This window comes from Paenibacillus lutrae (assembly GCF_009757775.1).
In the GTDB taxonomy this organism is placed as follows: domain Bacteria; phylum Bacillota; class Bacilli; order Paenibacillales; family NBRC-103111; genus Paenibacillus_F; species Paenibacillus_F lutrae.
In genome coordinates, this window is the sequence record NZ_RHLK01000001.1 from 631,809 (window position 1) to 649,772 (window position 17,964).

Sequence of the window (17,964 nt, forward strand, 5' to 3'; positions counted from 1 at the left end):
ATAAGACAACACTTTACATTGTTTTCAATATTGTCACATTATATTTAACTAGAATTAATATTAAATGCGCATTATTTCAAAAAAATAATCTCAATATTCAAGCCTGCTCTCCTTTCCGCATAACTTGACTCATTACTTAAAGGGGTTTTATTTTTCTTTACATCCATAATGCCTTTTAAATCAACATTTGAATATACCAATACAACCTTTACCTTTAAAAACATAAAAAATATTTAATAACTGTAAAAATATTGATTAACAAGGAATCCTTATGAGGCAAAGTAAATCTTATACAATGCGGAATCTATCCAAGCTATTCGTTCATATCCTGTTATTACTGTGCTTGATATAGGAGGAGAGGAAATGGCTGACGTGTTTGTTTCTCGTTCCTTAGAGGAAATACGGTTTTGGTCCCGCATTATGAAAGAACATTCCTTCTTCATACGGTTAGGTTTTAGATGCGAGGATACCCAGTTGATCAATGAGGCCAATTATTTTTATCGTACATTCGAGACTATTGAGCAAAGAGCCCTTTCTTTTTCAGAAGAAACAGACCCGGCAACCATAGGAGCTTTTAACCAGGAAGTACATACTGCCGTGTCACATATTTGGGTTTTCAAAAGAAAAGTGCTGGGTTTAATCCTGACCTGCCAGCTTCCCGGTGGAACGAATTTCCCCCTCTTAGTGGATCATATCAGCAGGGAAGCAAAATATTTCCGGAATCGGCTGGAGGAATTGAATCAAGGGAAGCTCGAACCCCTTCCCGATGCCATTATTGATGAGAATGTATTTTTCTTGCGCATTATGGCCGACCATGCCAAATTCATCGGGCATCTTCTGGATCCGTCCGAACGGAAATTGGTAGAACAAGCGCGGGACTTTAGCCATGATTTTGACGATTTACTCTATCAGGCCAGAGATTTGGATTCAATGCGCCCCCAATCTCAGACCGCTCCCTTATTAACTCAATTCCTGGATCAGAATAAAGTTTCTGTTAAATCACTAAAGGACTTTAAGAAAACGGCAAGAGATTTAATTGAGCAATGTAAAATTAAGAGTATCATTCATCCTTTACTCGCAGATCACGTATTCCGTGAAGCAGAAAGGTTCCTGGAGATCATCGAGATGTTCGAAAGATCATTGACAGGAACCGCCAGCCGTACTCCTATAATTCATCACTAGATCATTCGATATTCCACCACAACAAAACCACCACGAAATATGTGGTGGTTTCAATCATTGGATATTCAAAAGCATCATGAGACAAGGGGACTCGCATCCAGCTTCATGACCTTGTTATACATGAGCGTTATGTGATGTTCTTACATTTGTTCCCATCGTTGTTTGAAGAAGAGGATGTATACTTTACTGACGATAATTTTGATGATCATATAGAGCGGGATAATTAACAGGATCCCTATAATGCCGGCTAAATCACCGCCGACCAGTACCAGTACGATTGTCGTGAGCGGATGAATATCCAGCTGTTTGCCGAATACATAGGGCGCTATGAGATTATCTTGGATCTGCTGAGACAAGAAGATAATAACCAAGGCCCACAAAGCTGTTGCAGGGGACTCCAGGAATCCGATAATCAGAATCGGCACTGAGGAAAGCAAAGCCCCGATGAACGGGATAAAATTCATGATCACGGCCACAATCGTAAGCAGTAAAGCATACGGTAAGCCAATGAGCAGGAATCCCAGGAACATCAATACCCCGAGCGCTAAATTTATTAATAATCTGCCTACAATAAAGCCGCTGAGCGAACGGTCAATTTCAGAAATAACTTCTGCAGCATCATTGTGAAATCTTTTGGGTGTAAAGCTTATTAGTTTATCACGAAGGCTGCCCTTCTCCTTCAGCATATAGAATAAACTGATCGGGAAAATAAATAAAACAATGGCGATATTCGAAACGACGGAAACCAGTCCGGTAACATAACCGGTCAAGAAGGTAAAGCCCTTATTCAAATAGTTCGTCAGCTGCGTTAACGGGCTCACGTCTTTCGGCAGAAAATCCGCCAGGAACCCGCTTCTCTCCAGCTCGGCGAGCTTCTCGCTTAGAGAGGTGATTAAATCTGGAGCATTATTAAGCAAATTAATCAGCTGCACACGCAGAGATGGCCAGACACCGATAATAAAACCTGCCAAGATCACGGAAATTACCAGATAGATGATTAGAATAGCCAGCGTTCTATTTATTTTTTTGCGCTCCATTTTGTTCACAAGAGGAAGCAGCAAGTAGTAAAAGAACACCGACAGCATCAAAGGTACGGTTACAATCGTAATGGTGGATAATAGCGGCTTAAAGATGAAATTAACACGCGAACCCAAGTAGATGATACCCAGAACGAGGATAACAGCTACACATAATTTTATAAATGAATTGAGCTTGAACACATCTTCCCCGCCTTTTTCTTATAATTGTTTGTAGAGTTGTCTGTAGTTTTTAACCAGACGCATGCAATCTAAAACCTATATTTTATGTATTTTTTTACCATACAACTAGCTGTATTCCCCTTTCCATTTTATTTTGAACGTTTCCCTAGCAGAGCCGCTTCCAGTATCCCCGCTGAACCTAACCTGCCAATTCTGCCCTGCCGGTGCGGGAACTCTTTAGAATTGCAAATTCCCATTCCTTACCAATTGCCCTGCCAGTACTTCCGATTACCCGGCTGAGTCTGTCGGATACGTGCCGCGCAGTCGGACACTCTATTCAAAATACGGCCAACTAGACCCATCGGTTCCTGGAAATGTTCTGAAATGGTCAAGAGAGCTGCCACCAGGCAGCTCTCTTGATTTTAAGCTCTTGCTTCATGTTAGCTAAGTATCGGCACCAGCTTGGCGTTTTAAACTTACTCCAATGAAGTATGTTCGAAATACGTTTACTGATTGTTCATAAACGCAGCACCGTTGAGCCCATGCCAAACAGAACGACCAAGCTCGACCAACTGTACGTCTTACAGATGTTTCTTGGTCAGCGCACGCGATAACCAAAAACCGTCAGCTCTGCGGACGGCTGGCAGCCCCGAACCCTCTGACTCCTTATACAGGTTCGGTCTCTTTGCCGTTAGTCAGAATATTATCTTCCAGAACAGCGAATTTATCGCCATATTCCTTAATGATATGAAAGTGAGGGTGCCTTCTCTTCACCAACTCTTCATTTAATAAATTAAGACAGGAAGTCCTTTACCCGTCTTTTGAACGCTTCCCTGCCTGGATAGCCGTTATACAAACGATTGTTGACCGTAGAGGAATTACCGAAGAAGAACCGTTCATAGATCGTCTGTCTGCCGCCAAAAGCGCTGACACTCAGTTCCCACCCCAGTCTGGACAGCTGTACATTTCCTTTAGCATTCAGGTCAATGCCTTTCAGATAAGTGTTTAGCTGTCCGCTTATTTCGGTGTCGAAATCCTTTTCATCGGGGATCATGATCAAGCCGCTTGCGCCTATTAATTGAATAATTTCAATCATGCGCGGGTATATTTTCGGGAAATAAGCATTCGCGGCAAGCAGCGGCTTCCGGTCAGGAAGCATACTCCCCCAACGATCGCGGGCAGCCCCCTTCTCTGCCGCAAGCTGCAGCGCCTTGAGTGTCTCCAGTGCGACAATTACTTCCGTCACTTTCTCGATTACATGCGCATGACTATCCAGACCAGCCGCTTCAACCATCGTTTCTATCGTCCCGAGCAAAAACTCCGTTTTGGCGATGTTCTTACACATAATCTGCGTACTGGTGTGGGTATGAAACCGGCTTTCGTCAACCAGTTTAAACAACATGTTCTCATCACCGCAAATGAATACCCGGTCCCAGGGGATTAGAGCCTCATCGAAAATAACCAGCGTATCCATCTCTTCAAACCGGGAGCTTAGAGGGTAATTATAGGCGGACTCTCCCCCGACGAAGCTTTCTCTGCATACGTACCGGATTCCGGGAAGATTGCTCGGCGCGGCAAAAGCAAATGCAAATGGGCTATCCTCAGCCCCTCCCGAAGGAAACGGCGCGGGCAGCACAAGAATTTCATCCGATGTAGCCCCTTGCGTGTCTAACAGAAAAGCGCCCCGGATTACAATGCCGTCTTTATTCTTATCCACTACACGGGCTGCTGCCGGTTCTTCAAAAGTTCTTAAAAAGGTTTCTACCCTGCCCGCTTTCGGCTGAATAAACACATGTGATAGAGTGATATCATTGTCCCGGCAGTACTCATAGTATTTTCTTAAGTTTGAGGCATACCGGGGGTTTTTCTCTTCCAAAAGCCCGCACGCCGCCGAGAATGCCATAAGGGCTGTATTCATATAATCGGGTGCACGGCCCAAAAAACCGTGATGCTTATACGCCCATGCCTGCATCATTTTTCTTCGTGAAGCGAGATCACGCTTCGTCTTGGGCTGCATGAAAGAGAGTCCGGCGGGATCGCCTGTCAGCGGTGAAGAGTAAGTCATTACAGCCTTCCATTTATCCTCCTGCTGCATATCATACATAGAAGCTTGAGTCCCCATAAGACCCTTGAAAGCTTTATGCTCCGATATTTTTCCTTCCACCTGTTCCCCTGCAATCCGAATGTCCGGCAAGTTATCATCTATCCGCTGAAGATACTGCTCTCCGTTTTTAATGGGCATTGTCCAGTCGCCTCCTCGAGCTTATGATACAGTATTCGGATATAGACGACTTGGCATGAACGGATACCTATCAGACTGATTTTGGAAAACAAATCTTATGGACCGGACAGATCGGACAAGTTTACGATCGACAAAATACAATATTCGCCGATCTCCTCAGCTGGCAGCGTCAAAAAAGATGAGGGAATTCTCCCCCACCTTTTGACCTTCGAATTCTTATTTTCTTTTCACAACCGGTATCCATATTTCGCTTCTAAAATTCGGTGATGTTATCTCCTTGCTCTCGTTCCATAATATCTCGGGTCCTTCCTCCAATTCATATGTCGAAGACGGGAACCATTCCGAAAATATACGTCCCCAAATTTCCTGCAACGTCTCGGGAAAAGGTCCCACTGCCTCGAATACAGCCCATGTCAGCGCCGGTACTTCAAGCGAGGCCAGATCTTCCGGACACGGCTGAGCCGAAGCCACGCCGATATAATGGTCAAGTTCTCCATGTTCGAGCCGCCCTTCTGAGAAATTAAGGGATGCACTGATCAATCCCGGCGGCTCCATATCCGAAAGCTGCTTAAGCCTGTGGATCTTGGCTTCATCCAGACTTTGCCACATTAATGTAATCTCGGGATTCACTCCATGGTAGATCAGCGGGACTCTTTTTTTAAGGCCGATGATGCGAAAGGGCTCTTTATCTACAATCCGATAGTTCATTTCACTTCCTCCTTGTATCGTGAGTTGGAAGGTCATTCGCGGATACGCTTTTAAAGATGAGCTTCGATTTCTAGCCTCCGACGGAGTAACTCCATGCAGGCTATGAAAAGCACGGGTAAAAGAGTCCGGTGACGTATAACCGTATTTCACAGCTATATCTATGATCCTGCTCCCCGGGTTATTAAGCTCAAACGCTGCCAGTGTGAGGCGCCTGCGGCGGATATACTCCGAGAGAGAGACACCGGCCAGGAAAGAAAACATACGCTTGAAATGATATTCCGAGCATAACGCCTGCCTGGCAACCTCTTTGAAATCAATCTCATCCCCAAGATTCTCTTCTATATAGTTCATTGCCCCGTTCATCCTCTTAAGCAAATCCATGTGAATGACCTTCCTTTTACTCATACAATAGCAGGAATCCTATAGATCGATCCGACATTCCGTGCACCGTTCTGCAGGGTTCTCCTTTCATAGAGAGACTATTTTCTGTTAAAGATTGCGCCGTCTGGAGGGTCTTAGCATAAGCAAACCGATTGCAAGACTAACCATACTAACCGCCCAAAGGATACCAAGCCAAGCGATAGTTAAGGAGTTCTCAATTGAACTGGTGTAAGCCCTTGTCACCAGCAATTGTATCCAGCTCCATGCACACCAGAAAAACAGGAGCAAATGCGTTAAAATCCAGCCATATCCGGCTTTTCTGTACTTGAATATCAGTCCTATCACCAGAACCAGAAGCGCCCCAATTACAATAATAAGGCCAACTTGTAATAAGGTTGTGACTTCTTCCTCCATTGACATGCTAACCATCTCCGTTTCATCGGAAGATTATTTCTGTTGCTACTGGTTAGACGTGCAGTCCGGAATTTAGTTGCATCCGCTTAATATGCCCCCGGCAGACTGGACATCAGAAAACCAAGGCATCACATCCCGACTTTAAGCGGATAAGTCATCCTTGACCTTGCGGACACGCCTGATGACAAGCCAGTCGATCGCCAGTACGGCAAGCAGTGAAACACCCACCAGCGGAAAGAAAATTCCGAAGCCGATCACGATGATCGCAATACTTTTGTAAAACTTGCGTTCTTTGGGCCGGGCAGGAGCTCCCAGCCGGCCCGCCGGCTTGCGTTTCCACCACATAATCACGCCAGACAGGGAGATGCCGATCAACCCCATACATGCGATGGCTCCCAGTATCTGATTAGGCAGGCCGAAATAGCGCCCTTCATGAAGGGCAATGCCGATTTCAATGGCTTGCGCGAGCGGTCCGTAATTGGCAAATCTCAAATCTGCCAGAATCTCACCGCTGTACCGGTCAATATGAAGCGTGGCCTGATCTTTGGGGAACTTAGGGAATACAGCAACGGTATATACCCCCTTATCCCCTTGCGGCATTGTAATCGTATAACCGCTGTGTACGCTGCTGCCCTCAACTGTACGCATGACTTCTTCCACCGGAATTGTCGGCGTACCGTGTGAAGCACCCGACTGAGGCACAGGCATGTTCCCGGCTGCCCAGGGAACGTCGGCAACAGCTTTTGCAGGAAGAGAAGACTTAGGGACATTGTCCCAGAGCTGCGCCGGGTACCCGGTTTGTGTCGAAAGGGCTATCCGGCTCAAATTGTCTCCCCATACACCTGACCAGGGAAGGCCGGTCATAATGAGCAACACAATGCCAAGCGACAGCCACATCGCAGGAACGGCATGCAGATCACGCCAGAATATTCGTTTGTTATTCGAAAACCTCGGAAGGAATGTGCCGAATATGGATTTGCTGTCACGCGGCCACCACAAATACAAGCCTGTCACGAGAAGGATGATTGCCCAGCAGGCTGCAAGCTCAATGATCCGGTCCCCTATCTTGCCTATGAGCAGTTCGCCATGCAGCTTTTTAATGATTTGCATGAATTGGCTGCTTTCTTGCTGGGACCCGAGAATAGCTCCGGTATATGGATTAACGTAGACGATAAGCGCTTCCTCACCAAGCTTAATACCGACCTCGGATGAACGGTCAGGTTCATCGGAAGGCCGGAATTTGACGATGTCCGCCTCCGGATAACGCTCCTTCACCAGAGCGATCTGATTGCTTGCCGGCAGGGGCATCTGCTGCCCGGCTTGAACGACATACAAATTCTTATACAGGATGGGCTCAATCTGAGGCTTGAACAAATAGATCAAGCCGGTTATTGCAAGCAGGATCAGCAGAGGGGCAAATATAAGGCCTGCATAGAAGTGCCAGCGCCAGATCGAGCGGTACAGCCTGTTTTCTTTTCCTGTCGATGGTTTAAGTTCCAAGATCATTCCTCCTCTTCTTTGTGTGTTTGTTAACAAGTTAGACGCTTTTGTTCATAAAAGCTCCCTGATTTAGGTCCGGACGATCCGTCTGGAAGATAAGCAGCACGCAGGGCAGCAGGCAGAGCAGCGCGCAGCAGCCGTACATTACCCGGAAGGAGTAATACTCGGCGAGCGGCCCCATAGCCAAAGCGCCCAGGGAGAAACCGAAATCAGCGGCTCCGATAAACAGTCCGATTAAAAAGCCTCTGGCAGAAGCCGGTACAGCGAAGGAGACGAAGGTTAGAAGAGCCGGATATAACAGGGCAAAGGCAATTCCATTACATACAGCTGCCGCCAGCAAGGTAAATCCGTAAGGAGCCAGACTCAGCAAACAGCAGCCTGTCCCTGCCAGCAAACAGGTAATGCCCACCAGTCTGTTGGGAGCCGTCCCGTCGGATGGAATCGCCCCGCGTCCGATAAACCGGCAGACGACCAGCACAATCGTCTGGGTCAAAAAGTACCAGACCGCATCCGGAGAGTGCACTCCTTCCAAATAGAGAGGCAGGAATGTAAAGACCGCGCCATTGGCTACAGAAGCAAGCAGGATCATTGCGGAGGATACCCATAGCGCCCTTTGCTTCCAGGAAGAACTTTTCGCCGGTTGTTCCGGGCCTCCGGCGGATGCATGGCCAAGATGACTAAGATGCCCGGATCTCGATACGTGAATGGCAACTGCTACATTCCCAAGCGCCAAACCTATGAATACTAGCAACATCATGTTCGTTGACAACGTGTCCTTCAGAGCAAGCGCGGCCGCAGGGCCGAAAGTCGAGGGAAGCATAGTGGCTAAGGAGTACAGGGATAATCCTTGTCCTCTCATTCGCTCGGACATCAGATCCATCGTGATGATCTCCATCGCCGTAGAGAAGAACGCAGCAACGACACCTTGAATAACACGGACCAGTCCGAGCACCCATAGCTGCGGTACGAAATAGCCGAACAAGGACGCAGCGAATAACGCAAGTATGAGAACGAAAATACGATGCGCCCCATATTTGTCCATAGCTTTACCCGCTATAGGCCGGACTAGCATGGAGGTGAACATCGTAACTCCCATAATAAGACCGATATCTGTAGTCGATCCGTCTAAGCTTGCCGCATAAAAGGGCAAAATCATAAGAACCATGTAAACGATTGCATAGAAAAACACGGTAATCGCATAAATCTGCATCGCATGCTTCGAGAAGGGATTGTCCTGATCCGGGCGCAAGCTCTCCGCAGGAAGCCGTTTCTTATTCATAAAGGATTTGGTCCTTGAGATATCGGCTTGGCGAATCAAGAAGATCCGCGAGCTCAGGCTTGTAATTAGCCGTTTCGGCAGGCAACACACTATAAGGTTGCAATCTGGTACGTGTCCATTCACGTAAATCGGCCGGACTCGTTGATGTGCTCATCGAATGATTGTTCATCCAGTCGTCATTATAAATCGTGGATAGGTACCGCTCCCCATTATCCGAGGCAATCACGGCGATTCGCTTGCGGTCACCCCGAGCCTGTACCAGTTTCAGCGCTACGAGCGCAGCCGCTCCGGTAGAACCTCCGCACAGGATACCTTCATGACGCGCTAACATGCGGCACATTCTGAAGGACTCTTCGTCCGGTACTTTGTAAACCGCATCAATCCGGTTCAAATCACCGGCGTTAGCCGGTGTCCAGCTTAGGCCCATACCCGGAAGAAGATAAGGATGCGCGACCCCTCCGAAAATAGTCGAACCGATTGCATCTACCGCTATGATCTTCACATGGGACGCTTTTTCTTTGAAGTATCTGGAGAACCCTCCGATCTGGCCGCCTGTGCTCACCGTTAGAATAACCGCATCCAGCTCTTCTCCGCATTGCTGAAATAACTCGTCAGCCGTTTGTTTGTAATGGGCTTCGCTGTTGAGCAGATTAAAACATTGATCGGGACGGAACGAATCCGGAATTTCCCGGTGCAGCTTGTTCGCCAGCGTAATTCTTGTTTTATGATAGGAACCGCTATCGTCCTGTTCCGTCACAACGATCACCTCCGCTCCGTAGGCTTTGAGCATGGATAAATTCGTTGAAGTTGTTTTGGGATCAACGAGTATGATGACCCGGTATCCCCTTGCAGCCCCTATCATGGCAAGTGAAATACCGAAATTGCCTGAAGAAGATTCAATTAATGTCCCTCCCGGCTTCAGCCACCCCCTTCGTTCTGCCATTTCCACTATGAAAAGTGCAGGCCTGTCCTTAATACTGCCGCCGGGATTGGTACGCTCCAATTTGATCCATAATTCTCCCTCCTCTCGCGTGACTACATTGCGCAATTGTACGACAGGAGTTTTTCCTATCGTGTCCAGTACCGAGTTCATTCTCCACCACCTTAAGCATTCTCGTTCGAGCAACTTTATCTTAAAGGAATTTCCAGATTCCATATATGGCTAGATCGGGCTATTTTTGGATAAAAAAACCGTCCTTTACAACCGGTTTGCTCTTTTTTATGTATAAATCGCCCGTAAAACTAAAAATGGATGTCTCCCCAAAAGAGGAAACATCCGTTTACTTGTAACCATTCCTTTAAAGCTCTGCTAGACACGACCAGGAACAGTGGAGCCCTGAAAAAATAAAAGATCGTATGTCGCGGATACACCGCCAGGTATCCCGAAATGGTTCTCATAGTGCCTGAACATAGCGGTAAAAAGCTGTCTGGACAAAGTTACCCCAGGAACTTCGGCCTCCGAGGAACTGGCTCCCAGTGCTTTGACAGAAAGCAGGAAATCCCGGGGAGACGGGTGCTCGTCCATGTAGTCGGACCTTTCGCTCCGGATCTCGCTTAAGCCCGCTGCCCTCATCTGGCTCAGCCAATCCTCCCGCGTCTGGAAAGACAACCCATGCCTCTGCGGCGTCCTTCCTATAGTTCGATAAGCTCGTTCGAACGATTGATGCAGTTCGCGAAATGTATCGGGCCCGAAAGTTGCGAATGCCAGTAAGCCGCCCGGACTTAACAGCCGCTGAAGATACCGCAGGGTCGCAGCCGGATCACGCAGCCATTGAAAGCAGGCATTCGATAGAATGAGATCGAAGGAACCCGCCGGAGCATGCTTAGTCCACATTTCGATATCGGCTTGAACAAACCGCAAGCTATCCCTGCGGCTGCCGCTGCGAAGCGAGTCATCTCCGGCAGTGCGCAGCATACGCCGCTCAGCCGCTTTAATCATCGCCGGGGATACATCTACGGCAGTAATGCACGAACACGGCCACTTCTCGTTCAGTATTTCAGTAAGCGAACCAGTTCCGCAACCAATCTCAAGTATACGCAGTTCGCCCATATCGCTCTTGTCCGTCATAAGCGTGACAGAATCTGCAAGCCGTTTCGCCATGACGCTCTGAACCCGGGCATGAACATCATACGGTCCCTCTGCGCTGCGGTCGAACCGGCGTGCAACCGTGTTATTTGCAGCGCTCATCGCCACCAGCTCCTTATTACTTCGGCTATGTAAGTTTCTCTTCCCGCAAACGGCACATGCCCGGCACCCGACAGCGCCACCAACTTCGCCCGGGGCAGATGCCGATGGAGTTCTTCTGCGGCAGCAAAAGGGCAGACCTTATCTTCGGTGCCGTGGAAGAGAAGAACCGGGCATCCGATTCGCTGCAGCTCAGCCAGGTATTCTTCACGACGCAGAATTTCTAATCCCGCCGCAAGCGCAGGCGTAGACCAACTTCCAGCGGCTAGGCAGGCCAGGGCTCCGCATGGCTCGCCAAATACGAGCTGACGAAATTTGCTCTCTACCGCGCGCCGGTCCTTCCCGAGTCCCCCAAGCATTTGCTTGAGATAAGCATCCGGCCAACCGAGGTTCCTCTCTTCTTTGGGCCGTACGAATTTTGCCGTTGCCCCGAAGAGGATGAGGCCGTCCGCCTGTCCCTGTGATGCAAGTCTTAGCGCGAGCAAGCCCCCCAGCGACCAGCCTGCGATCAGCAGCCGCCCGGAAGGCTCCCTCTTAGCCGGGTCTATGTGCCGGGATGCCCGCAGCGAACCGGCTGCCGTCTCAGCCAGCCGGAGTATTTCTTCGGCTGTACCGGCGTGGGTATAATCGGCATAAGTATGACGATATTCCGGAAGCCATTGCCGGATATGCTCAAAAGCCGTATTCGGCATGCTCCAGCCGGTGAGCCACAATATTGTCGGCCTGCTTTCTTCAAAGCCCTGTTCCGGCTCATCCATTTGTATGGTCACGCTCTGAGCACCCCCGTCTCTAGTCCGGTCCTGCGGATTACCCCGGCAGCTTCAGCCAGCTCCTTAACCGTGTGGGAGGCGGATAAGGAAAAACGGATCCGCGCGGTACCCGCAGGCACAGTCGGCGGGCGGATCGCCACCGCCGCAATGCCTTGCGTGGCCAAAGCGTTGCTGAAACGCAGAGCTTTGGCATTATCCCCGACAAGCAGCGGAACGATCGGAGAATCGCCCGACCCGATGCTGAAACCTGCCGAGTCCAGTAAGGACCGGAATAATTTAACCGAATCCCAGAGCCTCTCACGTCGTTCATGTTCCGCTTGAACCAGATGGAGTGCGGTTGAAATCCCCGCCACGAGAGCGGGAGGCAGCGCGGTTGAATAAATTAGCGGCCTCGCATGGTTAACCAGCCACCGGATTAGTGTACGGCTTCCGCAAATGTAAGCCCCGTAAACCCCGAATGATTTGCTGAACGTTCCCATATGGATGTCCACGCAGTCTTTAATCCCCAGTTTATGGCACAAACCTTCTCCCTGTGTTCCATATATGCCCCCGCTATGCGCTTCATCCACCATCAGCATAGCCCCGTATTCCTGTTTGAGTTCTGCCAGCTCCCGAAGAGGCGCGCAGTCCCCATCCATGGAGAATACGGCGTCCGTTACGATCAGCTTCCGGGGCCTGTCCCGATATTTGTAGAGAAGAGATCTCAGATGGCTCATATCGTTATGACGGTACCTTGCATGTTCTGCACGACTTAATACAATACCGTCCACGATGCTTGCATGATTGAGCTGATCGCTGAAAACAACATCGCTGCGGCCGGCAAGAGCCCGTATGACACCTGTGTTGGCCATATATCCGTTAGCGAATACCAGGGCGCTCTCACTTTGCTGCCAGGAGGCCAGCTCTTCTTCGAGGCGGGTATAGGCGGAAGCATTACCCGTCACCAGCCGGGATGCGCCCGAGCCTGTCCCTTCGCGAAGCAGCTCCCTGCGGATCGTCTCTGCGATGGCGGGGTGGCCGGCGAGTCCCAGATAATCATTCGATGACAGATTAAGCTTCGCCTGTTCTCCCTGCCTGATGCAGCCGGGACTGCCCTGCAGCGGAACACCCTCACGCAAAGATCTTTCCAGCGATTCGGCCGCCAGAGTCTCCAGTTCTTGTTCCATCCATTTCATGACAGGCGCCACCTTCATTCGTTATTCGCTTAATAGTCAAAGGGTAATCGCTTATATTCCAAGAGCTTGCCGGACCGGGTCCAAATCAATGGATCTTCTTACGGTATCGGTCAAAACCTGCGGATGGATTTCCCCCGTCAGGGCGGGGAAACGCCCTAATACCCGCAGACCGCTAATGCGTTCGATTAACTCCGCATTCGTTGCAACGCTGGGATCTTGATCCCATCCCGCTTCGGCCCCGTCATTCATAATCACGCCAATGACCGGGATCTCACGCTGCTGAAGATAAGAGGCGGTCAGCGCCGTATGATTCACGGTTCCCAGGCCCGAACGGGCTATTATCAGGGCGGGCAGCCCCAGCACCTTGATGAGATCAGCTGTGAGAGAATCCTCCGTGAGCGGAACCGCTGCACCGCCGGCACCTTCGACAATCAGTGTCTCGTACCTGCGGGCGGCTGTTTCTCCAGCAGACACCAAGTCTTTCAGCGTAACCGATATGTTCGCTTCTCTCGCAGCGATAAGAGGGGCCAGCGGGGCGGCGAACGAGAATGACGCCACGTTCTCGGGGCGTTCCCGGATTCCCGTGTAGCGCAGCAGACGCTCAGCGTCGGTCGTTCCGCTGCCGAGCTGCGCTCCGGACTGTACCGGCTTCCAGATGCCTGCGTGTCTTCCTTCCGCCCGCAGGGCTGCAGCAAGAGCAGCTGTCACGATGGTTTTCCCGACGCCCGTGTCCGTACCCGTAACAAATAATCCGCTGAATGTAGTCATTACGCCAGAGCACCTTCTGTTATATCGACTATGGAACGGATCAAAATATGGATCATCGCGTCCAATTGCTCTTCGGTACTGGCAAGCGGCGGCATGAAGACCACGACGTTGCCCAAAGGCCTTGTCAGCATGCCTAGTTCTCTTGCACGCTGGCTCACACGCACACCGATACGGTCTTTCCAGCTGAAAGCTTCCCGGGTCCGTTTATCCTTCACCAGTTCAATTCCGATCATGAATCCCAGCTGGCGAACTTCGCCGATATGGGGGCGCCCCGCTAACGCTTCCAGCTTTTGCCGGATAAATACTGCCTTCCCTTTTCCCTCTTCTATAAGATTTCTCTTCTGCATCAGATCCAGGCTGGCAAGTGCAGCAGCACAGCCCAGCGGATTGCCTGTGAATGAATGACCGTGGAAAAATGTTTTCTGCTCTTCATACTCGGCATAGAAAGCATCGAATATGTCCCCGGTAGCAAGCGTCGCGGCTACAGGCAAATAGCCGCCGGTCAGTCCTTTACCGATGACGAGCAGATCCGGAGACACCTGCTCGTGGTCGCAGGCGAACATCTCGCCCGCCCGGCCGAATCCCGTAGCCACTTCATCGGCGATCAGCAGCACGCCATATTTGCGGCACAGCGAAGCGATCTCACGCAAGCACCCCGGCGGCATGAGGATGATCCCTCCCGCACCCTGCACCATGGGCTCTACGATCAGGGCCGCGATTTCATCCGCCCGTTGCTCCAGCACATCGCGCAGTGCATCCAGTGTATCCTCCATGGCCGCAGCGGCGCCGCCCTCGTGGCGGTATGCGTATGGATACGGGATCGTATGCGCGGGGAAGAGCATGGGCCGGAATACATCGTGATACAGAGGAATTGCGCCGACACTTACCGCACCGATCGTATCTCCGTGATAAGCCTGATTCATCGTAATGAATCCGGTTTTAGAAGATTGACCCCGGTTGTACCAATATTGAAAAGCCATTTTGATCGCGATCTCGACACCCGTCGCACCTGAATCCGAATAGAAGACTTTAGTCAAGCCTGCAGGAGCAATTTGCGCCAGCTTCGCGGCAAGCTCGATCGCAGGCACATTGGCCATACCGAGCAGCGTCGAATGGGCAACACGCCCCAGTTGATCCGTGATCGCTTGATTCAGTTCGGGCACATTATGCCCATGCACATTCAGCCAAACGGACGAGAAACCGTCATAGTAAGCCCGGCCTTGGACATCGTACAGCATAACACCTTCGCCACGTTCGATAATAAGAGGGTCGGAGTTATTGTAATCTTTCATTTGTGTAAAAGGATGCCATACATGCGCTTTATTCATGGCAGCGAGTCTTTCATAGTGGGAGGACAAAGGTTATCACCATCCATTTCAATTGTTAACCTACTATTATAGTTTAAGTTGACAATATAGTGCTATTCTATCAAACGATAATGTCCCCTGTAAAGAGACCCTTGCACTATCATTTAAATCAGAGGGGATTCAAAAGTCTATTCAGACCCTTCATAGACTTGTTATCCTGTTTTCCAAGAGTCGGTGATCAGGTCTGCGATAAGACAAAAAGACACCTCAATGGGTGTCTTCAAAGCTTATTAGCCGTTCATAGTACCGCTTTTTGTTTGCCAAAAATTTATATTGCTAATTATTAATAGCATTAACTAATTAATTTGATCCTTAATTCTAGATAATGATACCTCACGCGTATAAAAGGCCACAATTTTTCGGTTAATCGGATTCTTGCGTTTCCGTCTTCCGCCAAATTTTTAAATGAGACGGGCTTTTGTCAGATTGTATAGTACCGGATAGAAGATTAACCCCGCACATCCGTCACTTTAGCTATTAACCGGTAGCTTCCTCTTAACGCTTCATAACCCAATCGGCGATTGATTCGCAAGATAGGCTCGTTCAAGGAATCGTTGTCCGTACGCAGATAAGCCGCATTACGCTCTTTTGCAAGGAGGATTGCTTTCATTTTCAGTCCCAACGCAATTTTACGTCCACGGTAAGCTCTGGCGACACTCGTATATTCGTGATACATCCCATTGGTTAACGGATTGTACAGTACATTGGACACTCCTACGTGTTTGCCGTCATGCACAGCAAGAAGGACCTGTTCAGGAGAATAGCCCTCTGCCATCAAATACCATTTCCGCCATTGATCAAAAACAGGGACTTCTCCCGTATACCCGGGTATATCTTTCAGCGTCTCTTCATAGAGACGGTACAATTTCTGCTCACCCTCATCATCCGGTTCTTCCGCCAGTGTTATAAACCGGATCCCATCCTGAGCAAGCCTATCGAACAGTTCATAGTCAAATGCACTCTCCAGATCTACCTTGTCCAAGGTAAGCACGGATTGAAAAGCATGCCGCTCGATTGCAAATCCGCTGCGTTTGGCAAAATGAAGTGATTCCGGACTATCATCCCAAATTTCGGTTACCAATGTATCCGCCCCCATCTTCTCCCCCCAACCCGCTGCATGCTGCAGGAGCAATTGCCCTATTCCTTGCCTGCGGTAATCTTCTGCGACGATGAGAATGTTATTCAGATAGCCCGGTTCCGTCCAAGGTGCCCGCCATGAGTTTATGTACCCCACAATTTTGTCCTGCTCCGTTACCGCTACCTTCCGGGTACGATCATACCCGGCGAGAAGTCCATTCTCGTCGAGGTACGTATGTCCTACTTCATAAAGCTCAGAATCATCCTCCCTCAGTCTCTCCGCCGTGGTCGGCTCTGACCCGTGCGTATTAAGAAGTTCTGCCAGAGCAGTATACTCTTCAGGCAATCGTAAATCTCTTAGTAAAATGGACATCGGCTACCTCTTTTCCAAATAGTTAAAATATTACTGTTTCTATCATTATTCCATTAAGTCCCTGATTTTTGTATGGAGAGTATCCGTATAATCAAAAAACAGCAAAAGGCTGATCACCGTACGGGTAATCAACCTCTTGCAGGGCCATTTATCTATTTGTAAGACTGCCGTATCTTATACAAGCTCTTGGTCCCCTTCTCTTAATAATCGGCAGACGATGGCACTCGGTTCGTATCCCGATTAGTAGGCTGGATATTCCGATCCCAATACGAGTTATTCCCATAAACAGGATTTACATAGGATGCAGAAGAATACGGCTGAGACGGGTAACTGCGCGCCCATAGTGATAGGATGGACTCGGACTGCCTGCATGGGGAGTTGCGGATGCGCGGTTGATGTTCTGCTGCTGTGAAGAGGGGCGAACTTGTTGTGTGTAGGAGACTGGATACCCAAAAGAAGACGGATAAACGGATGACTGGGTGTATCGTTGGCCTCTCTGAGAGGAATTGAAGGTGGAATCGGATCTCGGGTTATCCTCTCGGTATTCTCTGCCGCTGCGGGGCTGCTTGTGACAGCTGTCGAGCGGGCCGATCGCGACTGTTGTTGTAATAGGGGCAATCGCTTCCTGCCACTTCTTTTCATCCAGGCAATACGTTTGCGCCATTACATGAGCAGGAGTAAGCCGGAGAATATCCGAGCCGAAGATAACCTCCGGAATAGGCGCGTCAAAGATCGCAACCAGGTGTGTGTTATTTTCAGCCGCTTCTTCATAATGCCACCAGCCTTGCGGTACATTGGCCACCTGACCAGGCTTTATAGGAATGCTGGATAGTTTGTTCGTGAACGGATTAATAAAAGATACAACAGCCGTTCCGGATACACAGTACACCAGCTCGGATGCATTCTGATGGTAATGCGGCTCTACATAATGCCCCTGACTTAAATAAATATCGAGTATGGAGGCATTGCCTATAGTGTTCAGCTGTCTATAGCCAAGCAGATTGATATAATTCTGATTGTTCGTTTTGAATGCGGTATTCTTAGGTAAATCATAAAAAAACTGGAGATCAGGTGAAGTGTAATCCATGTAAGAAATTGCCATGCTCATCTACCCCTTTCTCATAATATCGACAATTATCTCATTAGCGATCCCGGAGCCGACTCATCTTGCAGCAAGGAGATCCAGTCAGCACCTGTCCTCGCACTCCATCACAGCGGGCAGTCCGGCCCCATTGTGAATCATGCACACCTTCCCCTAAAGTATGGAAGCCCCTAACTATTTATGACCCTCAAGTTTTCTTCTTTCGTTAGAGAGGCCCGTCCCGACGATTACGAATGACACGC

The 17,964-nt window shown here is 49.4% G+C and carries 14 protein-coding genes and 1 pseudogene; 1 reads left to right on the plus strand and 14 read right to left on the minus strand.

The features are described 5' to 3' along the window. Nucleotides 1–363 precede the first annotated feature (363 nt). Nucleotides 364–1,182, plus strand: a complete 819-nt coding sequence (locus tag EDM21_RS02255; protein ID WP_157332505.1) for a DUF2935 domain-containing protein — start codon at nt 364–366, stop codon at nt 1,180–1,182. A 140-nt stretch (nt 1,183–1,322) separates the two neighbouring features. On the opposite strand, the gene EDM21_RS02260 is transcribed toward EDM21_RS02255, so the two are convergent. The 14 genes and pseudogenes from EDM21_RS02260 to EDM21_RS02330 form a co-directional block, all read right to left on the minus strand. Beyond that, nucleotides 1,323–2,402: an AI-2E family transporter gene (locus tag EDM21_RS02260; protein ID WP_166541783.1), complete on the minus strand. Its 1,080-nt coding sequence runs from the start codon at nt 2,400–2,402 to the stop codon at nt 1,323–1,325. A gap of 772 nt (nt 2,403–3,174) precedes the next feature. Then, a complete protein-coding gene (gene hpaB, locus EDM21_RS02270; RefSeq protein ID WP_157332507.1) occupies nt 3,175–4,623 on the minus strand; it encodes a 4-hydroxyphenylacetate 3-monooxygenase, oxygenase component in 1,449 nt (482 codons plus the stop codon). 216 nt (nt 4,624–4,839) lie between these two features. Then, a complete protein-coding gene (locus tag EDM21_RS02275; RefSeq protein WP_157332509.1) occupies nt 4,840–5,712 on the minus strand; it encodes an AraC family transcriptional regulator in 873 nt (290 codons plus the stop codon). A gap of 108 nt (nt 5,713–5,820) precedes the next feature. Next, nucleotides 5,821–6,132 (minus strand): hypothetical protein, encoded by a 312-nt coding sequence (locus EDM21_RS02280; RefSeq protein ID WP_157332511.1) that lies wholly within the window; start codon nt 6,130–6,132, stop codon nt 5,821–5,823. 135 nt (nt 6,133–6,267) lie between these two features. Then, on the minus strand, nt 6,268–7,626 hold the full coding sequence (locus EDM21_RS02285) for a PepSY-associated TM helix domain-containing protein (protein WP_235917980.1): 1,359 nt from the start codon (nt 7,624–7,626) through the stop codon (nt 6,268–6,270). Nucleotides 7,627–7,663: 37 nt separating this feature from the next. After that, nucleotides 7,664–8,905: a staphylopine family metallophore export MFS transporter CntE gene (gene cntE / locus EDM21_RS02290; RefSeq protein ID WP_157332515.1), complete on the minus strand. Its 1,242-nt coding sequence runs from the start codon at nt 8,903–8,905 to the stop codon at nt 7,664–7,666. Beyond that, on the minus strand, nt 8,898–9,998 hold the full coding sequence (locus tag EDM21_RS02295; RefSeq protein ID WP_157332517.1) for a PLP-dependent cysteine synthase family protein: 1,101 nt from the start codon (nt 9,996–9,998) through the stop codon (nt 8,898–8,900). Before EDM21_RS02295 ends, cntE begins: the two co-directional genes overlap by 8 nt. Nucleotides 9,999–10,214: 216 nt before the next feature. Beyond that, nucleotides 10,215–11,093: a methyltransferase domain-containing protein gene (locus EDM21_RS02300; protein WP_157332519.1), complete on the minus strand. Its 879-nt coding sequence runs from the start codon at nt 11,091–11,093 to the stop codon at nt 10,215–10,217. Beyond that, a complete protein-coding gene (locus EDM21_RS02305; RefSeq protein ID WP_338043909.1) occupies nt 11,090–11,860 on the minus strand; it encodes an alpha/beta hydrolase in 771 nt (256 codons plus the stop codon). The genes EDM21_RS02300 and EDM21_RS02305 overlap by 4 nt, the downstream gene beginning before the upstream one ends. Beyond that, nucleotides 11,857–13,035, minus strand: coding sequence for an 8-amino-7-oxononanoate synthase (gene bioF / locus EDM21_RS02310; protein WP_157332521.1), 1,179 nt, complete (start codon nt 13,033–13,035; stop codon nt 11,857–11,859). The genes EDM21_RS02305 and bioF overlap by 4 nt, the downstream gene beginning before the upstream one ends. Before the next feature lie 51 nt (nt 13,036–13,086). Then, nucleotides 13,087–13,803 (minus strand): dethiobiotin synthase, encoded by a 717-nt coding sequence (gene bioD, locus EDM21_RS02315; protein WP_157332523.1) that lies wholly within the window; start codon nt 13,801–13,803, stop codon nt 13,087–13,089. Next, a complete protein-coding gene (gene bioA, locus EDM21_RS02320) occupies nt 13,803–15,131 on the minus strand; it encodes an adenosylmethionine--8-amino-7-oxononanoate transaminase (protein WP_235917981.1) in 1,329 nt (442 codons plus the stop codon). Before bioA ends, bioD begins: the two co-directional genes overlap by 1 nt. Before the next feature lie 487 nt (nt 15,132–15,618). Beyond that, a complete protein-coding gene (locus EDM21_RS02325) occupies nt 15,619–16,620 on the minus strand; it encodes a GNAT family N-acetyltransferase (RefSeq protein ID WP_157332526.1) in 1,002 nt (333 codons plus the stop codon). A 445-nt stretch (nt 16,621–17,065) separates the two neighbouring features. Beyond that, nucleotides 17,066–17,722, minus strand: a pseudogene (locus EDM21_RS02330) (cupin domain-containing protein); the annotation flags it as partial. Nucleotides 17,723–17,964 lie beyond the last annotated feature (242 nt).

Bases quoted from the DNA above. Each gene is read 5' to 3' on its own strand.
- EDM21_RS02325 (WP_157332526.1), bottom strand. From the start codon at position 16,620: ATGTCCATTTTACTAAGAGATTTACGATTGCCTGAAGAGTATACTGCT.
- bioD (WP_157332523.1), bottom strand. From the start codon at position 13,803: ATGACTACATTCAGCGGATTATTTGTTACGGGTACGGACACGGGCGTC.
- EDM21_RS02255 (WP_157332505.1), top strand. From the start codon at position 364: ATGGCTGACGTGTTTGTTTCTCGTTCCTTAGAGGAAATACGGTTTTGG.
- EDM21_RS02275 (WP_157332509.1), bottom strand. From the start codon at position 5,712: ATGGATTTGCTTAAGAGGATGAACGGGGCAATGAACTATATAGAAGAG.
- bioF (WP_157332521.1), bottom strand. From the start codon at position 13,035: ATGAAATGGATGGAACAAGAACTGGAGACTCTGGCGGCCGAATCGCTG.
- EDM21_RS02280 (WP_157332511.1), bottom strand. From the start codon at position 6,132: ATGTCAATGGAGGAAGAAGTCACAACCTTATTACAAGTTGGCCTTATT.
- EDM21_RS02295 (WP_157332517.1), bottom strand. From the start codon at position 9,998: ATGAACTCGGTACTGGACACGATAGGAAAAACTCCTGTCGTACAATTG.
- bioA (WP_235917981.1), bottom strand. From the start codon at position 15,131: ATGAATAAAGCGCATGTATGGCATCCTTTTACACAAATGAAAGATTAC.
- EDM21_RS02300 (WP_157332519.1), bottom strand. From the start codon at position 11,093: ATGAGCGCTGCAAATAACACGGTTGCACGCCGGTTCGACCGCAGCGCA.
- cntE (WP_157332515.1), bottom strand. From the start codon at position 8,905: ATGAATAAGAAACGGCTTCCTGCGGAGAGCTTGCGCCCGGATCAGGAC.
- hpaB (WP_157332507.1), bottom strand. From the start codon at position 4,623: ATGCCCATTAAAAACGGAGAGCAGTATCTTCAGCGGATAGATGATAAC.